The organism is Exiguobacterium mexicanum (assembly GCF_005960665.1).
Taxonomy (GTDB): Bacteria; Bacillota; Bacilli; order Exiguobacteriales; family Exiguobacteriaceae; genus Exiguobacterium; species Exiguobacterium mexicanum_A.
In genome coordinates, this window is the sequence record NZ_CP040676.1 from 1,756,641 (window position 1) to 1,776,461 (window position 19,821).

The 19,821-nt window shown below is 50.7% G+C and carries 18 protein-coding genes and 1 other annotated feature; of the genes, 4 read left to right on the forward strand and 14 right to left on the reverse strand.

The window, feature by feature from the left end; all coding sequences use genetic code 11:
- Window positions 1-96: 96 nt before the first annotated feature.
- A complete protein-coding gene (gene spxA / locus FED52_RS09435) occupies window positions 97-495 on the reverse strand; it encodes a transcriptional regulator SpxA (RefSeq protein WP_015881217.1) in 399 nt (132 codons plus the stop codon).
- A gap of 544 nt (window positions 496-1,039) precedes the next feature.
- Here spxA and FED52_RS09440 point away from each other — a divergent pair.
- Window positions 1,040-1,570, forward strand: a complete 531-nt coding sequence (locus FED52_RS09440; protein WP_034776944.1) for an HD domain-containing protein — start codon at window positions 1,040-1,042, stop codon at window positions 1,568-1,570.
- A gap of 72 nt (window positions 1,571-1,642) precedes the next feature.
- Here the strand turns inward: FED52_RS09440 and FED52_RS09445 are convergent, their stop codons facing one another.
- From FED52_RS09445 to FED52_RS09465, 5 genes are all read right to left on the reverse strand, one after another.
- The gene (locus FED52_RS09445) at window positions 1,643-2,593 is read right to left on the reverse strand and encodes an ABC transporter ATP-binding protein (RefSeq protein WP_034776942.1); all 951 of its coding nucleotides are present in this window, start codon (window positions 2,591-2,593) and stop codon (window positions 1,643-1,645) included.
- A complete protein-coding gene (locus FED52_RS09450) occupies window positions 2,593-3,666 on the reverse strand; it encodes an ABC transporter ATP-binding protein (RefSeq protein WP_034776940.1) in 1,074 nt (357 codons plus the stop codon). The genes FED52_RS09445 and FED52_RS09450 overlap by 1 nt, the downstream gene beginning before the upstream one ends.
- A 24-nt stretch (window positions 3,667-3,690) precedes the next feature.
- Window positions 3,691-4,716: an oligopeptide ABC transporter permease gene (opp3C, locus tag FED52_RS09455; RefSeq protein ID WP_138859697.1), complete on the reverse strand. Its 1,026-nt coding sequence runs from the start codon at window positions 4,714-4,716 to the stop codon at window positions 3,691-3,693.
- Window positions 4,716-5,642, reverse strand: a complete 927-nt coding sequence (gene opp3b, locus FED52_RS09460) for an oligopeptide ABC transporter permease (RefSeq protein WP_138859698.1) — start codon at window positions 5,640-5,642, stop codon at window positions 4,716-4,718. Before opp3b ends, opp3C begins: the two co-directional genes overlap by 1 nt.
- A 303-nt stretch (window positions 5,643-5,945) precedes the next feature.
- Window positions 5,946-7,562 carry a peptide ABC transporter substrate-binding protein gene (locus FED52_RS09465; protein ID WP_138859699.1) on the reverse strand — a complete coding sequence of 539 codons (1,617 nt, stop codon included), beginning with the start codon at window positions 7,560-7,562 and terminating at the stop codon, window positions 5,946-5,948.
- A 273-nt stretch (window positions 7,563-7,835) separates the two neighbouring features.
- Between FED52_RS09465 and FED52_RS09470 the strand changes: the two genes are divergently transcribed.
- Together FED52_RS09470 and trpS are read left to right on the forward strand one after the other, a co-directional pair.
- Window positions 7,836-8,204, forward strand: coding sequence for a DUF3899 domain-containing protein (locus tag FED52_RS09470; RefSeq protein WP_138859700.1), 369 nt, complete (start codon window positions 7,836-7,838; stop codon window positions 8,202-8,204).
- Between the two features lie 46 nt (window positions 8,205-8,250).
- Window positions 8,251-8,458 (forward strand) — a binding site (T-box leader).
- A gap of 47 nt (window positions 8,459-8,505) precedes the next feature.
- Complete coding sequence (gene trpS / locus FED52_RS09475) at window positions 8,506-9,507, forward strand: tryptophan--tRNA ligase (protein ID WP_138859701.1); 1,002 nt, start codon at window positions 8,506-8,508, stop codon at window positions 9,505-9,507.
- A gap of 122 nt (window positions 9,508-9,629) precedes the next feature.
- On the opposite strand, the gene FED52_RS09480 is transcribed toward trpS, so the two are convergent.
- The 6 genes from FED52_RS09480 to greA all read right to left on the reverse strand — a co-directional run bounded on the left by FED52_RS09480 (window position 9,630) and on the right by greA (window position 16,585).
- Window positions 9,630-11,285, reverse strand: coding sequence for a peptide ABC transporter substrate-binding protein (locus FED52_RS09480; RefSeq protein WP_138859702.1), 1,656 nt, complete (start codon window positions 11,283-11,285; stop codon window positions 9,630-9,632).
- 203 nt (window positions 11,286-11,488) lie between these two features.
- Window positions 11,489-13,021, reverse strand: a complete 1,533-nt coding sequence (locus tag FED52_RS09485; RefSeq protein WP_138859703.1) for a peptide ABC transporter substrate-binding protein — start codon at window positions 13,019-13,021, stop codon at window positions 11,489-11,491.
- 66 nt (window positions 13,022-13,087) lie between these two features.
- Window positions 13,088-14,320: a beta-ketoacyl-ACP synthase II gene (fabF, locus tag FED52_RS09490; protein ID WP_138859704.1), complete on the reverse strand. Its 1,233-nt coding sequence runs from the start codon at window positions 14,318-14,320 to the stop codon at window positions 13,088-13,090.
- Window positions 14,317-15,276: a beta-ketoacyl-ACP synthase III gene (locus FED52_RS09495; protein ID WP_138859705.1), complete on the reverse strand. Its 960-nt coding sequence runs from the start codon at window positions 15,274-15,276 to the stop codon at window positions 14,317-14,319. Before FED52_RS09495 ends, fabF begins: the two co-directional genes overlap by 4 nt.
- Before the next feature lie 75 nt (window positions 15,277-15,351).
- The gene (gene mtnN / locus FED52_RS09500; protein ID WP_138859706.1) at window positions 15,352-16,056 is read right to left on the reverse strand and encodes a 5'-methylthioadenosine/S-adenosylhomocysteine nucleosidase; all 705 of its coding nucleotides are present in this window, start codon (window positions 16,054-16,056) and stop codon (window positions 15,352-15,354) included.
- Between the two features lie 55 nt (window positions 16,057-16,111).
- Window positions 16,112-16,585, reverse strand: a complete 474-nt coding sequence (gene greA / locus FED52_RS09505; protein ID WP_138859707.1) for a transcription elongation factor GreA — start codon at window positions 16,583-16,585, stop codon at window positions 16,112-16,114.
- Window positions 16,586-17,243: 658 nt separating this feature from the next.
- Between greA and FED52_RS09515 the strand changes: the two genes are divergently transcribed.
- Window positions 17,244-18,377 carry an RNA-guided endonuclease TnpB family protein gene (locus FED52_RS09515; RefSeq protein ID WP_138859709.1) on the forward strand — a complete coding sequence of 378 codons (1,134 nt, stop codon included), beginning with the start codon at window positions 17,244-17,246 and terminating at the stop codon, window positions 18,375-18,377.
- Between the two features lie 99 nt (window positions 18,378-18,476).
- On the opposite strand, the gene udk is transcribed toward FED52_RS09515, so the two are convergent.
- Both udk and FED52_RS09525 read right to left on the reverse strand, forming a co-directional pair.
- Window positions 18,477-19,112, reverse strand: a complete 636-nt coding sequence (udk, locus tag FED52_RS09520; protein WP_034776924.1) for a uridine kinase — start codon at window positions 19,110-19,112, stop codon at window positions 18,477-18,479.
- Between the two features lie 16 nt (window positions 19,113-19,128).
- Entirely contained in the window at window positions 19,129-19,770 is a 642-nt protein-coding gene (locus FED52_RS09525; protein WP_138859710.1) for an O-methyltransferase, read from the reverse strand.
- Between the last annotated feature and the right edge of the window lie 51 nt (window positions 19,771-19,821).

A 19,821-nucleotide genomic window follows, 5' to 3' on the forward strand; every position in this document is an offset into this window, starting at 1 on the left:
TTTTAACGTGTCAATCTATTGATGGTGGGGTTGTTACTATTATTTTATCGGAAAAACGGAATAATAAAAAGCACACTGCTTAGACAGTATGCTTCCTCACTCGTTGACGAGTCGTTGCGCTTCTTGAAGTTGGAACGTCCGGACCTTGCGCGGCAAGAATCGACGAATCTCATCTTCGTTGTATCCGACTTGAAGACGTTTTTCATCAATCAGAATCGGACGGCGGAGCAATCCTGGATATTCTTGAATCAAATCATATAGTTGTTGGAGTGAAAGCGCATCGACCGATACGTCGATTTTCGAGAAAACTTTAGATCGGGTCGAGATGATTTCATCTGTCCCATCTTCTGTCATACGTAGGATTTGTTTGATCTCATTGAGTGAGAGTGGTTCTGAAAATATGTTCCGTTCCGTGAATGGAATATCATGCTCCTCGAGCCATGCCCGTGCTTTTCGGCACGATGTGCAGCTCGGAGACGTGTACAATGTGACCATTTTCGTTCCTCCCTGATCAAGTGTTCGTTCATCTTTTTCAAGTGACTCTATTTGTATACCCAAAAATTCGTCCACTTAATTATAATAATTCTTATTTATTGAAACTTCAATGATAACTTTTCTCACTCGGGTAAGAAAAGAGGACGCATTCAGGAGAATGCGACCCTTGATCGACCGTTCTAGGACGCCGGCATTCGAGAAACCGGTTGTGATACCGTCTCTTTGCCAGGCTTCACTTGTAAGTCTTTCAATTTCTTCTTGAGGACTTCCTTCAGAAGTTTCTTTTTCTGTAGCAATACTTTGTCACGCTCTTTCATGGTCTCTCACCCCCAACGCCATAAGGACTCGACCCACCGACCGTTACTGAATCTGAAAATCTTGAACTTGCACTAATCTACAATTAAATTATAGCACATTCTTATGAAAATGAATGAACAATCTCGAAGATTTTCATCATTTCACACGTTCCAAATTTGCTTTTCTTTTTCAATTCCCGTATAGTTAATAGAAATAACCTTTGAAATCACCAAGGAGGAGAGCGAATATGAGAATTACGCTAGAGACGATTATGCAACATCCGGTCACCCAAAAATATTTGACCCGTTCCGGTCTGAAACACGCCGTCGACGTGTGTGAACGCGCTCTCGAATTGGCGACGCGACGAGGGCTTGATACGGATTTAGCGACGAAAGCCGCTCTGCTCCATGACATCGGTCACTACGAATGGTACACCGAAGGCAAATGGAACTACGATTTATACCGTCAAAACGACATTCATGCCATTAAAGGGGCCGAACGCGCCCATAAGCTATTGATTCGTCTCGGGGAAGACCCGGCGCGCGCGAAAGAGATCTCGGTCATGATTTTGCTTCATACCGATTCCTATCTCCCGCCTAACCGGATTCAACGTACCCCACTCCAACAGCTCGTCCATGATGCGGATACGTACGTGGAACAACCTGGCGGACTGCATCACTATGAGACGATGGAAATCGAAGATGCCCTTGCCCGTGTCCGCCTGATTGACGCGGTCGTCGAACGGCTCTCGAACTTGCCACGCATCTCAAACGCCTGACACCGTCCTTGGATGGTGTTTTTCTTTGCGTTCAAGAAAGTCCCGAATCCGGTTGGATTCGGGACTTTCTAATTATACGAGTTGCGCTTTATATGCTTCGTATTCTTCGTCTGTCAATGAGACGTAATGGCCTGGCTCGACTTCACGGAGCGGTGGGATGCTTGAATCCTCATCCGAACGTCCGACGGCACCGAGTGACTTCGACTCATACACGATCCGCTTACGTGTGCGCTCATGCTCTGGATCCGGAAGCGGGATCGCCGAGAGAAGCGACTTCGTATAGGCGTGAATCGGGTTCTCATACAAACGCGCTGCTGGAGCGAGTTCGACGAGGTGACCTTGATACATGACACCGATCCGGTCTGAGATATACTTGACCATCGACAAATCGTGGGCGATGAACAAGTACGTCAAGTCACGGTCGCGTTGCAATTCTTTCATCAAGTTGACGACCTGAGCTTGGATCGATACGTCGAGAGCCGAGATTGGCTCATCGGCGATGATGAAGTCTGGTTCAACCGCGAGAGCGCGGGCAATCCCGATCCGCTGACGTTGACCGCCCGAGAATTCGTGCGGGTAACGGCTCGCGTGCTCTTTCGTAAGACCGACCGTTTCAAGAAGGTCATAGACACGGTTCATCCGGTCTTCTTTCGTCTTGGCAAGGCCGTGGATATCAATGCCTTCAGCGATGATATCAGCGACCGTCATCCGCGGGTTGAGCGATGCGTAAGGATCTTGGAAGATCATTTGCATGGCCCGGTTGAATTTCAACTTCTCCGCTTTTGACTTCTTGCCATGAACGTTTTCGCCTTTGAAGACGACGTCACCGTCCGTCGCGTCATAAAGGCCGATGATGGTACGACCTGTCGTCGATTTCCCACAACCTGACTCCCCTACGAGACCGAGTACTTCACCTTTGTAAATATCAAACGAGATGCCATCGACCGCTTTAACGACGCGACCTCGGCCAATTTTAAAGTGCTGCTTCAGGTCTTTTACTTCGAGTAATTTCTCGCGTTCCATTATTCAGCACCACCTTTCAAAATCGATTTGGCGAACGCGCTGTCCGGACGATACTTGAGTGCAAGGTCACGGATTGCTTTCGGCGGGCTCACTTGCGGTGCTTGCGGGTGCAATAACCAACTTGCCGCATAGTGCGTGTCGCTAATTTGGAACATCGGTGGTTCTTTTTCAAAGTCGATCTTCATCGCATAAGGGTTACGTGGTGCGAACGCATCGCCTTTTGGCGGGTCGAGCAAGTTCGGCGGCGTACCTGGGATGGCAGGAAGCGCCTCGTTCGGGTCATCAGATGGGCGCGGCATCGATCCGAGCAGTCCCCATGCATATGGGTGACGCGGCTCGTAGAAAATCTCATCGACCGTTCCCTTCTCGACGATTTTACCAGCGTACATGACGGCAACACGGTCAGCCATGTTCGCGACGACACCGAGGTCGTGCGTGATGAAGATAATCGCTGTGCCGGTCTTTTGTTGGATGTCTTTCAAAAGCTCCAAAATCTGAGCTTGAATCGTTACATCGAGAGCTGTCGTCGGCTCATCGGCGATCAATACTTTAGGGTTACATGCGAGCGCGATCGCGATAACGATCCGTTGACGCATACCACCTGAGAGTTGGTGCGGATATTGTTTAAGACGTGCTTCTGGGTTTGGAATCCCGACGAGTGTGAGCAATTCCAGCGTACGCTTCTTCGCATCTTCACCCGTAAGACCTTGGTGTTGCTTCAATCCTTCAGCAATCTGTTTGAAGATCGTCATCGTCGGGTTGAGTGATGTCATTGGATCTTGGAAGATCATGGCGATATCACGGCCACGGATCTTCAACATTTCTTTTTCCGACAACTTCGCCAAGTCTTTACCTTCGAACAAGATTTCTCCGTTCGTGATTTCACCTGGCGGGTTCGGGATCAGACGCATGATCGCTTTTGAAGTGACGGATTTACCAGAACCCGATTCACCAACGATGGCGAGCGTCTCGCCTTTTTTCAAATCAAACGATACGTTGCGAACAGCTTGTACCGTTCCAGCATACGTATGGAACGAGACCGCTAAGTCTCGGACAGATAAAATCGTTTCCATTCACGAGTCCCCCTGTTTCTATAATTATTTACGCATTTTCGGGTCGAACGCATCACGCAAGCCATCGGCGAGCAAGTTGAAGCTGACCATGAGCAAGACGATGATGACTGACGGGATGACGAGCAAGTACGGGAAAGTCCGTAGCTCTTTGTATCCGTCGTTGATCAACGTACCAAGTGACGCTTGTGGCGGTTGAAGTCCGATCCCGATGAAACTGAGGAACGCCTCGAAGAAGATGGCAGATGGAATCGTGAACATGAGTGTGATGATGATGGCGCCGAGCGTGTTCGGGATCAAGTGTTTGAAGATCAAACGGTTACTTGAAGCACCGAGCGTACGAGCTGCCAAGACGAACTCTTGGTTTTTGAGTTTCAAGATTTGACCGCGGACGAGTCGACTCATCCCAATCCAGCCGGTGATCGTCATCGCGAGGATGATCGTGAACACACCTGGGTCAAAGATCAAGATGAACAAGATAATCAAAATCAAGTTCGGAACACCAGTCAAAATCTCAACGATCCGCTGCATGATGTTATCCGTACGGCCACCGAAGTAAGCCGAGATCCCACCGTAAGCGACACCGATGACCGTATCAACGATAGCGGCCATTAAACCGATGAAGAGCGAGATACGTGTCCCTTCCCAAATACGTGACCAAAGATCACGGCCGAGGTAGTCCGTACCGAACCAGAAGTTCTCTTCGACGTTCTTTTGTTCATAGAAGTCGATATCACGGCCACCGAGGTTGGCCATCCCGTCAAACCCAGCCCACTCAAGTCCTGTGACTTTAGGCGGGAGTTTGGCTTGTGAGATGTTTTGCGTATAAGCGTCACGGCCAGACAACATCGGGCCGAATAGCGCGAGCAAGACAAGAATGACGATAATCGATAACGACAAGATGGCTGCTTTGTTTTTCTTTAAGCGCATCCATGCATCTTGCCAGAAGTTCAAGCTTTTACCGGAAATACGTTCAGCGAGCTGTTCGTTCATCTCGACACGTTGGAACATGTCTTGGTCGAACTGCTCGAAATTCTTTTTGTTTTCAATCATCAGTTATTCCCCCCAAGACGAATACGTGGGTCAACGACTCCGTAGAGCAAGTCGACTAGTAGAATGATAATAATGAACAGGCCAGAGAAGAAGAGCGTCGTGCCCATGATGACCGAGTAATCATTCAACGTAATAGATGTGACGAACAATTCTCCGAGTCCAGGTACCGCAAAGATTTTTTCGATGACGAACGTACCAGTCAATAGACCGGCCGTCATTGGTCCAAGGATTGTGATGGCAGGAATCATTGCGTTACGCACCATGTGCTTCCAAACGATGGCATTCCCGGTCAACCCTTTCGCTTTCGCGAGCGTGACGTAATCTTGTCCGGTCACTTCTAGCATCTCGGTCCGGACGAAACGGGCGATCGATGCCGTAACCCCGAGCGAGAGCGAGATGGTCGGTAAAATCGTATGAGCCGGTGAATCCCAGAACGCGACAGGGAGGATTTGCAACTTAACCCCAACATAGTACTGAAGAAGGGCTGCAAAGACGAATGATGGGACAGAAATCCCGATTACCGATACGAACATTGAACCATAGTCAATGTACGTGTTATGACGAATGGCTGCCACGATTCCGAGCAACAATCCGACAAACGTCCCAAGCACAAGTGCTTGAATCCCTAATTGAGCTGATGGTCCGATTCGTTCCATAATCAATTCCGTCACTGGCCGGTTGGCCGTACGGAATGATACACCAAGGTCCCCTTGCACAAGGTTTCCTAAGTATGTCGCATAACGAACTGGAAGCGGATCATTGAGTCCGTAACGGTCGTTCAAGAGCTGAATTTGTGTCTCCGTCAGCTTCTCCTGGTTTTGATAAGGCGAACCTGGAAGCAGGTCCATCAGGAAAAACGTGAACGTCGCAATCAAGAAGAACGTGATGAGGCCGTAAGTCAGCCGCTGAAGAATATAACGTCCCATAAATAAATACCCCCTGTTTTTCTAATGTGTCTATGCTTGCACCAACAGCATCACTATGACATATTTCCCTTTTCATGAATTCACAAAATGAAAGGAATTTTCTGAAAGAATAGGTCAAACGTCATCTCAAGGCTCTTAGCACAGCGCATGAAAATCGAAGAATCCTTAGTTTGTAAAGTATTCTGAATTTTCACTGTTACTACATTATACTTTACCAACAAAACTTTTGAATAGTTTTTTCTCTGATTTCTGTTTTTTTTTTAGAAAAGGGGGGACATGCACGTTGCATGCCCCCTTTCTTCTTTAGTTTATATCGACATATTTGTACTGATAATCAGCACCGAATAGTTGACGGTTAAAGTTTTCCACGTTCGGACGGAGCAAGTAAGCAACACCTGCTTGGTAGAGCGGCATGATGGCTTGGTCTTGTTCGATCAAGAGCGTCTCTGCTTCTTTGAACTTGTCATAACGTGCATCGATCGCTGTTTCAGCTGATGCTTCATCAATCAACTTGTCGTAGGCAGCAGACTTGTAGTTGATGTCGTTTTGACCGTTGTCAGACGTGAAGATGCCAAGGTTTGTGAGCGGATCTTGATAGTCAGGTCCCCAAAGGGCGAATGACATTTGGTACTCTCCGTTCGCTTCGAGTTCGAGCTTGTTGTTGAACGGTTGTTGTGAGATGTTCACGGTCACGTTCGGCAAATTCGACTCGAGTTGCCCTTTCATGTACTCTGAGATTTGTTTCGATACTTCGCTATCAAATGAAAGAAGTTCGATTGTGACTGCTTCGCCGCCAGTCGCCTCTTCCCAAAGTGATGCCGCTTCGTCAGCGTTCGTTTCGAAATGCTTTACGCCTTCCGTGTAATCCGTGCCGTCTTCATACTTGATAAATTCTTTCGGGACAAACGAAGTCGTCGCGATTGAGCCGTTGTTCAAAAGCTGATCGATAATCCCGGTTGGGTCGACCGCACGAGCGACGGCTTTACGAGCGTTGACGTCAGCGAAGAGTTCATCTTCGTGGTTAAACTTGAAGTAACCGACAGATGACCGAAGGCCTGTGCTGTAGTCATCGTTCTCTTGGAATGCGGCAACTTGTTCAGATGAGAGGCCGGCGTAGTCGACTTCTCCTGCTTCATACAAGTTGACGACAGTCGATGTGTCTTTGACGACGCGAACGTCGACTTTCTCGAGGGCTACATTTTCAGCATCCCAATACGATTCGTTTTTCGCTAACACGTATCCTTGCTCGCGATCCCACTCCGACCATGTAAATGGACCGTTGTAGATGTGGTTTTCTGGTGACGTTGAGAAGTCTGCGCCTTTTTCAGTGGCGAACGCTTCGTTGATCGGTGTGAACGTACCGAACGATGTGAGTGAGATGAACGATGGGTCTGGACGCTCGAGTGTAACTTCAAGTGTCTTCTCATCGATCGCCTTCACACCGAGATCTTCTTTAGGAAGTTTACCAGTGTTGATGGCTTCGGCATTTTTTACTGTGTTCATGATGTACGCGTATTGTGAACCAGTTTCTGGATCCACAGCGCGTTGCCAAGCGTAGACGAAGTCGTTCGCTGTGACAGGTTCGCCGTTAGACCATTCCGCGTCGCGGAGTGTGAACGTGTAGACCGTTTCGTCTTCGTTCACTTCTGGTTCTCCTTCGGCGATTGCTGGAACGGCATTCCCGTCTTGATCCAGACGGTAAAGACCTTCCATCGTGTTGGCGATCAAGTTGAACGCGACTGCGTCCGTCGCGAGCGCCGGGTCAGCCGTTGTAATATCAGACGTGTCCGTCAAGCGGAGAACTTTTTCTCCGTTCGAAGACGAACCGCCGTCAGAGTCTCCGCCAGTCGAGCAAGCGGCGAGCACTGAACCGAGTGCCAAGATGAGTGTCATCATGAGCAAAATCGATTTTTTCTTCAATTGCGATGTCCCCTTTCTGAATCGTGAAGCATGGCGTTTCGTCGGACGATAACATCTTACTTTTTCTTTAATTTTCTGAATATTTCATTTTGTATCCGACGAAAGAACGTTAGGGCTATTGTAAAAAATTTTTAATCAAACTGTCAACTCCCTAATAAACCGCTGTCGTTTTCAACACGAACTTCTCGCCTTCTCCACCAACCAACAGGTATCATAGAGCCATAGGGCGGATGACTCGATGGAGCACATCCAAGCTGAAAGGAGTTTGTCACATTGAAAAATTTTAGAAGTATATTAATCGTTTGGGGGATTGTCACAATTGCCTACACGGTCTGGTCGAGCCTCTCTTATTACCAGGATGAAACGTTATTGTTTCATTTGAGCGGCGGTCTGTTCGTCGCCGGGATGCTCGTCTTTGCAATCGGTATGTTCTCTCAAATGAGCGCGTCCGGACTATTCGACGGCATCATGTACGGGTTCAAACGTAACCGACGCGCCAAGTTGAAAGAGATTGACCCGGATTACGAGGAAGACGAAGAGGCGACACCGGAAGAACGGGCCGCTCAAAAACATTCGGCTTCGCGTTGGGTGTACGTCGGCGTCGGTAGCATCATTCTCTCCTACATCATCACCCTCGTTTGACCTTCCGATTTTTCAGACGATATGCTACACTATGGCTAGAACAATAGGAAACACGATGAAGAAGACAAGTACCTCGAATCCCCTTTCCCCCAGAGAGTCTACGTTGCTGCGAGTAGATGGAAAGCGTCGAGCGAATGGACTTCGGAGTGGCTCGCCTGAACGGTAGTACGGCGAGACGGTCACGCCCGTTAACGCGATCAAGTGGCATGAGTTTCATGCAAATTTGGGTGGCACCGCGGTTATTCGTCCCGATTTATCGGGCGGGGAACCGCGGTTTTTTATATTCTCTGGAGGTGTAATCATGGCAAAAATCTTTTCTGGCATTAAGCCGACCGGCGTCGTGACGCTCGGTAACTATTTAGGCGCGATGAAGCAGTTTGTTGAGCTGCAAGAAGAACACGAAGCGTTTTACTGTGTCGTCGATCTCCATTCGATCACGGTTCAACTCGACCGCGTCGAGTTGATGGACAACACGCGCAAGCTCGCCGCACTCTATCTCGCTTGCGGTCTCGATCCTGAGAAGTCGACGATTTTCGTCCAATCGGAAGTGAAGGCGCACGCCCAGCTCGGATGGATGTTGACATGTATCGCCGGCATGGGTGAACTGAGCCGGATGACGCAGTATAAAGACAAATCACAAAACAGTGAAAACATCGGCGCCGGCTTGTTCGTCTATCCGACCTTGATGGCGGCCGACATCCTCTTGTACGGCACGGAACTCGTCCCGGTCGGCGATGACCAAAAACAACACGTCGAATTGACGCGTGATTTGGCCGAGCGCTTCAACAAACGATACTATGAGACGTTCACGATTCCGGAGCCGCTCATTCAAAAAGAAGGTGCGCGCATCATGAGTTTGACGAACCCTGTCAAAAAAATGTCGAAATCAGACGCGAATGCGAAGGGCTTCATCTCGATGCTCGATGAGCCGAACGTCATCCGTAAAAAAATCAAGAGCGCCGTCACGGACTCGAGCGGTGTCATCAGCTTCGACCGTGAGAACAAACCGGGCATCTCGAACTTGCTTGAGATTTACTCGCTCTCGACCGATACCCCAATCGCTGAACTTGTCGAACGCTACAAAGACTCGAACTATGGAACGTTCAAGCAAGACGTCGCCGAAGCCGTCGTCGCCATGCTCGAGCCGATCCAAAATCGCTATCACGAACTCGTCGACTCCGCTGAGCTCGACGCCATCCTCGATGCGGGACGTGAGAAAGCGGAAGCCGTCGCCAACAAAAATCTCGCGAAAATCGAGAAAGCGATGGGACTCAACCGGAAACGGGCCAAAGTGAAGAAATAAAAAGTAGCCGCCCTTTGCATGCAAAGGGCGGCTTGTTCGTGCAACGTGATTGGTCAAACTGAAGACACAAAAAAAAAGAGACAGGCGTCCCCGTCTCTTTTTTGTATGCGTGTTGTTTCTTATTACTCTTTGCCTTCGATAGATGCCCACTTGTACGAGTAGTCAGCGCCGAACGCGTGTTCAACGATTCCTTTAACGTATGGCTTCGTGAGGCGAGCCGATCCACGTTGGTAAACTGGCGAGATCGCGTTCTCTTCAAGAACGATTTTCTCTGCAGCTTGAAGGTCAGCCCAACGCTGTTCAGCATCTGTGCTTGATTTCGCAGACTCGATGAGCTTGTCGAATTCTTCGTTCGACCACTTACCACGGTTGTATGGTCCGTCAGTGACGAAGAGGTCAACGAATGTCATTGGATCCTGGTAGTCAGGGCCCCAGCCAGCGAATGTCAACTCGAACTCACCTTTGTTCTCAAGGTCAAGTTTGTTGTTGAACGGTTGTTGCTTGATTGTGAGCGTGATCCCTGGAAGGTTCTTCTCAAGTTCACCTTTGATGAACTCACCGATTTGCTTCGCAGATTCTGAGTCATAGTTGAGGAGCTCGATTTCGACAGAGTCTTGACCGAGTTCTTCAAGTCCTTTTTCCCAAAGCTCTTTCGCTTTGTCCACGTCGTAGCCGCCGATGTCGCCGTTCGCTTCACGGAAGTCCGCGCCGTCTGGTCCAGTGACGAAGTCTTTAGGTACGAGGTAGTTGGCAGGGACTGAACCGTTCGCAAGGAGCGTTTCAGAGATCGCTGCTTTATCGTATGCCGCGTCAATCGCGTTACGGATGTTTTGGTTGTCGAGCGCTTCAACCTCAGTGTTGAACTGAAGGTAGAAGAGTGTTGGCTCGACGACAGTTGAGAAGTCTTCGTTGTCTTGGTATTGAGCAACGAGTTCAGAAGTCAAACCAGTGCGGTCAACGTCGCCGTTTTCGTACAAGTTAACACCTGTTGAAACTTCTTTAACGACTTTAACGTTGATTTCTTCAAGTTTGACGGCTTCAGCATCCCAATAGTCGTCGTTTTTGACCATTTTCCAGCCTTGCTCGCGCTCCCAGCTTTCGAGTTTGAACGGTCCGTTGTAGAGCGTTGTCTCTGCCGACGTACCGAAGTTCTCGCCTTGCTCTTTGTCGAACGACTCAAGTTTAGGCATGAATACGCCGAAGCTTGTGAGACCGAGGAAGTAATCAGCTGGTGCAGTCAATTTAACTTCAAGTGTCTGCTCATCAGTCGCAGTGACGCCGACAGCGTCGCGCTCGCCTTCGCCAGTGTTGTAGGCTTCAGCACCTTCGATGATTGACATGACGTAAGCATATTGTGAAGCGTTGTCCGGGTTAAGGACTTCTTTCCAAGCGTATTCGAAGTCGTTAGCTGTTACAGGCTCACCGTTAGACCAAGTTGCGCCTTCACGGATTTTGAACGTGTACGTTTTACCGTCTTCAGAGACTTCATGTGACTCTGCGATCCCTGGTGTCGGGTTATCGTCTTTATCCATACGATAAAGACCCTCGTTAACGTTGTTCAACACGTTGAACGAAACCGCGTCTGTCGCGAGTGTAGGGTTAAGTGAAGGGATGTCAGAACTATCGAGCAAGTTGAGGACTTGCTCCTCGTCTGCGCCGCCTTCAGAACCTTGTTTATTTGATGATGTCTCTTCTTCCCCACCCGAGCAAGCTGCTAGGAATGCGCTAGATAGAAGCGTTACCGACGTTGCTAAAGCAAAACCTTTTTTCTTATTCATTGCGATGACCCCCTGATTTTTTTCGGTTTAACGAAATGAACGATGGTAGAAAATTCAGATATCTCACTTTACAAAATTTGCTACCACAATCCCGTTGAAGCAATAATACAATATTCTGATAATTTTGCAAAGTGTTTATTTTGATTTTTCTAAAAAATTTTTATTATAGGCTAAAAGCCCGCCTAGGGAGACGGGCTTTAAGCTCATTTTTCATAAACTTTAGAAAAAGTTAGGACGTACGAAGGACCGATGACCGGAAAACCGATTTCCGCATATTTGGAATCGACTGCGTAAGATCTTCCAGCTTGGTAGATTGGGATAACGACAGCTTCTTCCAACAGCCGTTTTTCCGCCTGTCGATACGTCTCGTTCCGGTCCGCAAGTACTTCTGTCGAGCGGGCCTCATCCATCAAACGATCGAACGTTTCGTCCGTGTATCCGCTCGAATTCAAATAGTTATTTGTCTCGAATTGGGTCAAATAGGCACTGAATGCCGGGTAGTCCGGTTGCCACCCTGATAGTGACAACGCGTAATCGCCTGCGACTTCTTTCCTAACTTTGTCACCGAGCGGCAACTCGACGACGTTCACTTGAAGACCAGGAAGTTGTTCAAGCTCTGTTTCAATCGTCTGGGCGATTTGTCTCGCCTCTTCATCGACAAAGCTGAGCAACTCAATCTCGATTTCCTCTTCTTCGAGCCGATCAAGCACGTCTGCGAACAGTGTCGCCGCCTCTCCTTCAAGCGTCGGCTCCGTCTCCGTTTGATCGGTGACGAGCAATCGTTCTGTCGTCCGTTCGGCTCTTGCGAGTGACCCTTCCACTGCTTCGCGATCTAAGGAGAGCGCGAGCGCGCGTCGGAAATCGGCATCATCGAACGGATACTCGTCGACGTTCGGTTTTAAATAGAAGACGCCGCTTCGCGGAACATCAACGAGCTTACCTTCGAGTGATTCGATTGTCCCCTCGTCCGTGCCGTAAGGGATCGGGTGAATACCGTCGGGCTCTGAACTTAGACCTTCATCCGCCCAGATGATAACCTTTTCGAGCGTGACGCGATCTGCATCATAATAATCCTCGTTTTTTATCAACGTCGCCTGGGCCGCGTCGATTGACTCGATTTGGAACGGTCCGTTCGCGTCGAGTTCTTGCCACTCCCCAATCATCGTCTGCGGCAGAAAGGCCGGCATCGCTAACATCTGCTCGAACCCTTCCATCGGCCGCTCGAGCGTCAGCTCAAGTGTCTGTTCGTCAATCGCTTTCACGCCGAGCGTCTCTGGTTCTTTCGTCCCGAGACTGATCGCTTTCGCGTTCAATACATCTCCGAGGAGGAAACTGAACGGGGAATTCGTATCGTCATCGGCGAGCATGCGAAAATGCTCGACGAACGTTTCAGCCGTGATCGCATTTCCATTCACAGTTTGACTTGCCTTCAAGTTAAACGTATATGTCGCCCCGTCCTCGGAACGCGTCATCGTCTCAACGAGTCCCGGTTCAATCTCACCGTCCGCTCCGAAGCGATACAATCCTTCATAAATATGCGATAACACAGTTTGCGAACTCGGATCGATCGCGAGCAGTGTGTTCGGCTGCTCCGGCAACGTCTCTCCATGGATCGTCACGATTTGTTCTTCTGGTGGTAGTAATTCTCGTGCCTGCTCTCGTTGTCCGTACCAAATAACGAAAAAAAGGATAAGGACTGAACCCAACAAGGCGGCACCGATGAAAAATCGTTTCATCTGGCATTCTCCTCTCTGTTAGACCAACCCTTATACCCTACCCGTTTTTGTCACTTTTTTCTACTATTAGTCGTTCACTTTCGCGAATGCGAGCGTCGCGTTGTGGCCCCCGAAGCCAAGCGAGTTGCTCAGTGCGTACTGGATATCAAGTTCCCGATTTCCATCACGGACATAGTCTAAATCGCAATCATCAGCTGGTGTCTCACAGTTGATCGTCGGATGAATCCGTCCCTCATGAATCGATAGCGCCGTGATGACGGCCTCGACTCCGCCGGCTGCGCCGAGCAAGTGCCCGATCATCGATTTTGATGAGTTGACGGCCAAGTTGTGCGCGTGGTCACCGAAAACGTTGTGGATCGCTTTCGTCTCGAGCATGTCGTTGAGTGGTGTGCTCGTCCCGTGTGCGTTGATGTATTGAACGTCTTCTGGACGAATTCCCGCGTCACGAAGCGCCTCGTTCATCGCTTTTGATCCACCTTCTGCCTCAGGTGACGGTGCCGTGATGTGGTAAGCGTCCGAACTCATGCCATACCCGACGACTTCCGCATACATTTTGGCTCCGCGCGCTTTCGCATGCTCATATTCCTCGAGAACAAGCACGCCCGCGCCTTCACCCATGATGAAGCCGTCACGGTTCTGATCGAACGGGCGGCATGCCGTGTTCGGGTCTGGATTCGTCGATAGTGCCTTGTTGGCACAGAATCCTGAGAATGAGAGCGGCGTGATTGGTGCTTCGGCCCCACCTGCGAACATCGCGAGGGCATCACCACGTTGGATGACTTTAAACGCTTCACCGATTGAGTTCGTTCCAGATGCACAAGCTGTGACCGAGCAGTTGCTCGGCCCTTTTGCTCCGAGGTAAATCGAAACTTGACCGCTCGCCATGTTTGGAATCATCATCGGGATGAAGAATGGGCTGATGCGACGTGGTCCCCGTTCATGCAAGATGCTCGCTTGTTTGTCGATTGTTTCGACCCCACCGATCCCGCTTCCGATCCAAATCCCGACATCGTCCGCGATTGCTTTCACATCTAGACCGCTATCCCGATGCGCAGCGTCAGCGGCTAAAATCGAGTATTGGATGAACGAATCCATCTTGCGCGCTTCTTTCGGCTCGACCAAGTGATCGATGTTCCATTCTTTGACTTCAGCCCCAACTTTCGCCGGATATTGGCTAATATCAATCTTCGTTAACGTATCGACTGCATTGTCCCCGTTCAACAGTCGCTCCCACATTGCCGTAACGTCGTTCCCGAGTGGGGATACGACTCCTAATCCTGTGATGACTACTCGTTTCATGCGTTAATCTCCTCCGTGATGTTAGCGTTATTCCATGTTAGACAACTCGCTCCCCATGTGAGCCCGGCGCCGAATCCGGCGACGACGACCGTCTGACCGTTTGAAATCTTACCGTGCTTGACCGCTTCGGCCAAAGCGAGCGGAATCGAAGCGGCTGACGTGTTCGCATGGTCTTGAATCGTGACGACAACCTTTTCTTCGTGAAGCCCTAACCGTTCGATTGCAGCGTCGATGATGCGACGGTTGGCTTGGTGCGGCACGAGGACGTCGAGGTCCTCAATCGTCTTTCCAGCCCCTTGTAGCGCCTCTAAGACGATATCTGGCATTTTACGAACGGCGAACTTGAAGACTTCACGTCCGTTCATGACGATTTTACCTTCTTCGTTCTCATACAAGAACTTTCCGCCGGTCCCGTCGCTGCCGAGTACGATGGAGTCGATGGCTGCGACTTCGTCTTCACCGAGAACGACGGCACCTGCCCCGTCACCGAACAAGACGGCGGTCGAACGATCGTCCCAGTCGATGAGGTTGCCCATCTTCTCCGCTCCGATGACGAGCGTCCGTTTCAACCCTTTCGCCTGCATCATGCTCTTCGCCGTATCCATCGCGAAGATGAAGCCGCTACAGGCGGCACTGACGTCGAAAGCGACCGCTCGCTTCGCTCCGAGGTTGGCCTGTACGAGACACGCTGTTGCCGGGAACGATGGCGCCGTGGCCGTCGCGCAAATAATCGCATCGATGTCTTCAATCGAGACACCGGCGCTTTGGAGCGCCCGCTCGGCAGCCTGTGTGGCCATGTCGGCGACACTCAAATCGGTGTCGGCCAAATGTCGCGCCTCGATTCCGGTCCGGGTCCGAATCCATTCATCGCTCGTATCCATTCGTTTTTCCAAATCGATGTTCGTGACCCGGTGCTCCGGAAGGAACGAACCAATCCCAATGATTCCAATGTTCATAGTGATGACCCCTATTCTTAGTATCTGGTACTAATATAAGGGAATAAAAAAGGGATGTCAACGCATCCCTCTCGATTATTCACTTTGACCGAGTCGTTTCGTGACGGCCATGACCATTTTTGCCGAATTGATGGATGCCGTTTCTAAAAATTCATCGAACGACAAGTTTGCTTCCTCGTCGGCGCTGTCCGAAATCGAACGGGTCACGACGAACGGAATCCCGAACTGGTAGCACGTCTGTGCGATCGGAGCGGCTTCCATCTCGACAGCCGCGACACCTTCGAAACGACCGAGGATGTCGGCAACACGTTTCGAGTCGTTGATGAACGAGTCACCTGTCACGATGAGGCCCGTGTGGACGTTCACATCATGGAGGCTCTCAATCACTTCTTTACAGACATCCATCAAATGAGCGTCAGCCGTGTACGCTGCCGGCATGCCTGGCACTTGCCCGTACTCGTAGCCGAACGCGGTCACATCGACATCGTGATGACGGACTTCGGTCGAGACGACGACGTCTCCGACTTTCATTCCTTTTTTAAAGCCGCCCGCCGAACCGGTATTGATGACGACATCCGGTTTGAACTTGTCAATGAGAAGCGTCGTACCGATGGCCGCATTCACTTTCCCGATGCCTGACTTTAAAATGACGACTTCGACGTTGCCGAGGTATCCTTCATAGAAGTGATAGTTGGCGATCTCTGTGTCTGTCCGTTCTGTCAATTCGTTGCGGAGCAAGTTCACTTCTTCTTCCATCGCTCCAATGATTCCGATTTTCATGATAATTGCCTCCTCAGAAAGAGAGCGACATCCATGCGGAAGTCGCTCGTTTGTGTTACTTGATTTCTTTGATTTCGACGACCATGTCGCCGCCCGGCGTTTGCACGTTGACGACATCTCCGACCGTACGGCCGAGAAGTGCTTTCGCAATCGGTGATTCGTTCGAGATTTTTCCTGTGAACGGGTCAGCCTCTGCGCCACCGACGATTGTGTACGTTTCATTCTCGTTATCTTCTTGAATGAAGAACGTCACGGTCTTTCCGATTGCGACCATCGAGTTATCAGCCACATCGTCTTGGATGATGACTGCGTTACGAAGCATCTCTTCGAGTTGAGCAATCCGTCCTTCGACCATTGCCTGCTCTTCTTTCGCTGCATCGTACTCAGCGTTCTCAGACAAGTCTCCGAAATCGCGGGCAATCTTAATATTCTCAACGACTTCTTTACGGCGCACCGTCTTCAGTTCGTTCAATTCATTTTCGATTTTCGCTTTTCCGTCTAACGTCATGTAATGTTGTTTTTCAGCCATTTCTGTCACTCCTTCATTGTCTCCTAGTATATTACAGAATTTACGAACGGGAAAGCCCATATCCGACACATCCCGTTTTTAAACATGGGATAAACGTGAGTTCGGACGTTCTCCATATCCGACATTCGGTTAAATCTATCGCATAGACACATACAAGTCTCTAAAACACCTTTGTCCACCGACCTTTAAAATCGAGTCCGGCAGCAGACCGATGATACGATGCTTGTCGTCATGCTAAAGACGCTAAAACATCAAGTAGGCACACCTGTAACGACCTGTGGTAGATGGTCACAGTCCACCAACCTGGGGACCTATAGAGTCTATCTCGGTAGAGGTGATGGCACACTCTCATTTGAAGGCTTGAACAAAACAAAAATGAACTGCGTTCGCACAAGCACTTCAGAATCCCACGGTTTCAATGGTGAGAGTGTCAAAGCTCTTTTAACTAAATTTGGCGAGAATTCTCCCACCTCTAAACGTCGAAGAGGGAAGGCCCAGCGTAGGTGGAAGATGAACCGCCTGCTTGCAAATTCTTTGGATATCCCTGTGACAGATATAACGAACAAAGGTTCGTGATTCTGTCAGATTCTCTCGCCCCCACCGCGGGTATCGGAATGGGACGAGACTCATCCTGACACCGCCCAAAGGAGGGACGGACATGCTGAAGGGCTACAAATACCGGCTCCACCCGACGGCGGCACAGGCCGAGTTCCTGATCCGGACGATCGGCTGCGCCCGGTTCATCTACAACAAGCTGCTCGAGGACCGTATCACCATTCACGAGGAGGCGAAGGCGGGCGGTGGGCCGAGACGGAAATCGCCGACACCCGCCTCCTACAAGCCACTGTTCCCGTTCCTTTGTGAGGCGGACAGCCTCGCGCTCGCGAACGCGAAGCTGCACCTCGACGCGGCGTTCGTAAAATTCTTCGCAGGGACGGCCGGCTTCCCGGTGTTCAAGTCGAGACGGAAGGCGCGCGCCTCCTACACGACGAACAACCAGCACGGCACGATCCGCATCGAGGCGGGAAAAGTCCGTCTGCCGAAGGTCGGGTTCATCCGGTTCACACAGCACCGCAGTTTCGACGGGGAGATCCGGTCTGCGACCGTGTCGATGACACGGACGGGCAGGTTCTTCGTGTCGCTCCTCGTCGAACAGGACGACGAGCCGTGGGTCCCCGCCGAGCACAAGGTCGGGATCGACCTCGGCCTCGGGCACTTCGCCGTCATGACGAACGACGATCTCGTCACGGAGAAGATTGCGAACCCGCGCAACCTGCGACAGGCCGAGGCGCGGCTCAAACAAGCGCAGCGCGCCCTCGCCCGCAAGAAGCCCGGCAGCAAGAACCGTGAGAAAGCGCGGCTCCTCCTCGCGAAGAGACACGAACAGGTCAAAAACCGACGGCACGACTTCCTCCATAAGCTGTCGCGACGCATCGTCGATGAGAACCAAGTCGTCGTGGTCGAGACGCTGAAGCCCAGAGAGATGATGAAAGACCGCCGCCTGGCGAAATCGATCGGGGACGCCGGATGGGGCGAGTTCGTCCGACAACTCGAATATAAATGTAAGTTCTACGGGCGGACGCTGATCAAGGCCGACCCGTGGTTCGCCTCGACCCAACTCTGTTCGAACTGTGGCGAGAACGACGGCAGGAAGGGCCTAGACATCCGGGAGTGGACATGCGGCGCATGCGGCGCACACCACGACCGCGACGTCAACGCGAGCCTCAACCTGTTGCGCCTCGCCGACCGGAACACCTCAGGGCAGGGACTGCCCGACGAGCTTGGTCCATAACCGCGGCTAGTAAAAGCACGGTCTTCCCAAGAAACTCCCACTTCAAGTTGCGAAACAAGCAAGTGGTGAGTAGTTCACATTGAAAACGATTTATTTCCCTTACGCGCGGTTACGTTCTGTCAGCACCCAGCGAATCTTCGTCACGAGCAAATCGATTGCGACAAAGTTCTCTCCGCCTTCAGGGACGATGATATCCGCGTAGCGTTTCGTCGGCTCACAAAATTGAAGATGCATCGGCCGGACGACGTTCGTATACTGGGCGACAACCGAGTCGATTGACCGGCCCCGCTCATTGAGATCGCGCTGCATCCGGCGTAGGATGCGGACGTCCGCATCCGTGTCGACGAACACTTTAATGTCCATCAAGTCACGCAGACGATCGTCCTCGAGCGCCAAAATACCTTCGACGATGACGACGTCGACCGGCTCGATCAAGATCGTCTTGTCCGAGCGCGTGTGCGCCGCATAGTCATACACCGGTTTCTCGATGGCCTTGTGCTCTTGTAACTGCTTGATATGCTCGATCAAAAGATCGTTATCGAATGCGAACGGGTGGTCATAGTTCGTCTTATATCGTTCTTCCATCGTCATCTCTGACTGGTCTTTATAATACGCGTCTTGCTCGATCATGACGACCGATTGTCCTTTGAACGCATCCACGAGCGCGCGGGCCACGGTCGTCTTACCTGATCCGGTCCCCCCGGCCACGCCGATAATGACGGGTTTATGTTGCATCAAAGTTAAGTCCTCCTCATCGTAATTTACGACTGATTGCTAGGCCATCACCAAGGGGCAAAATTGCAGTATGATAATCGGTCCGTGCCATCAATTGCTCAGTAAACTCTTTTACGAGACGAACAAGCCGGCGGCGTCGACGGTCAAGCACTGACACATCCTCGAGCAGGACGTCCCCTCGTAAAAATAAATTATCGCTGTAAATCGTACCACCAATTGGTACTAAAGCGCCATACCCATCAAAGAATTTTTGATACTGACCTTTGGCCGCGTCGATAAAGACCGCATCGAATTCTCCTTCAATCGTCCCGATCAACTCCACCGCATCACCATGAATGACAGTGATTCGGTCCGATACGTCCGAGCGTCCGATAAAGCCGAGTGCCTCTTCGTGACGTCGTGCGTTTCGTTCGATCGTGACGATTTCCGCGTCCGGCAACAGTTCAGCCATTCGAATCGCACTGTATCCGATTGCCGTACCGACCTCAAGGATCCGTTTCGGACGTTGCATCGCGAGAAGCGACAGCAACACTTCAGATCCGGTCAAGTCCATGATTGGCACGTGATGTTCTCGGGCGAACGCCTCCATCTCCGCCAATAACGGCGACCGGGGCGTGACCAAGTTCTCCACGTAACCTTCATAGGATGAATGTTCCACGTCGTACACCTCTTACTCTCTAATCATTCAAACGACCGGAAGCCAAGGCTT

Coding starts and splice junctions, on each gene's coding strand:
- spxA (WP_015881217.1), bottom strand. CDS start 495: ATGGTCACATTGTACACGTCTCCGAGCTGCACATCGTGCCGAAAAGCA.
- FED52_RS09440 (WP_034776944.1), top strand. CDS start 1,040: ATGAGAATTACGCTAGAGACGATTATGCAACATCCGGTCACCCAAAAA.
- FED52_RS09445 (WP_034776942.1), bottom strand. CDS start 2,593: ATGGAACGCGAGAAATTACTCGAAGTAAAAGACCTGAAGCAGCACTTT.
- FED52_RS09450 (WP_034776940.1), bottom strand. CDS start 3,666: ATGGAAACGATTTTATCTGTCCGAGACTTAGCGGTCTCGTTCCATACG.
- opp3C (WP_138859697.1), bottom strand. CDS start 4,716: ATGATTGAAAACAAAAAGAATTTCGAGCAGTTCGACCAAGACATGTTC.
- opp3b (WP_138859698.1), bottom strand. CDS start 5,642: ATGGGACGTTATATTCTTCAGCGGCTGACTTACGGCCTCATCACGTTC.
- trpS (WP_138859701.1), top strand. CDS start 8,506: ATGGCAAAAATCTTTTCTGGCATTAAGCCGACCGGCGTCGTGACGCTC.
- FED52_RS09480 (WP_138859702.1), bottom strand. CDS start 11,285: ATGAATAAGAAAAAAGGTTTTGCTTTAGCAACGTCGGTAACGCTTCTA.
- FED52_RS09485 (WP_138859703.1), bottom strand. CDS start 13,021: ATGAAACGATTTTTCATCGGTGCCGCCTTGTTGGGTTCAGTCCTTATC.
- fabF (WP_138859704.1), bottom strand. CDS start 14,320: ATGAAACGAGTAGTCATCACAGGATTAGGAGTCGTATCCCCACTCGGG.
- FED52_RS09495 (WP_138859705.1), bottom strand. CDS start 15,276: ATGAACATTGGAATCATTGGGATTGGTTCGTTCCTTCCGGAGCACCGG.
- mtnN (WP_138859706.1), bottom strand. CDS start 16,056: ATGAAAATCGGAATCATTGGAGCGATGGAAGAAGAAGTGAACTTGCTC.
- greA (WP_138859707.1), bottom strand. CDS start 16,585: ATGGCTGAAAAACAACATTACATGACGTTAGACGGAAAAGCGAAAATC.
- FED52_RS09515 (WP_138859709.1), top strand. CDS start 17,244: ATGCTGAAGGGCTACAAATACCGGCTCCACCCGACGGCGGCACAGGCC.
- udk (WP_034776924.1), bottom strand. CDS start 19,112: ATGCAACATAAACCCGTCATTATCGGCGTGGCCGGGGGGACCGGATCA.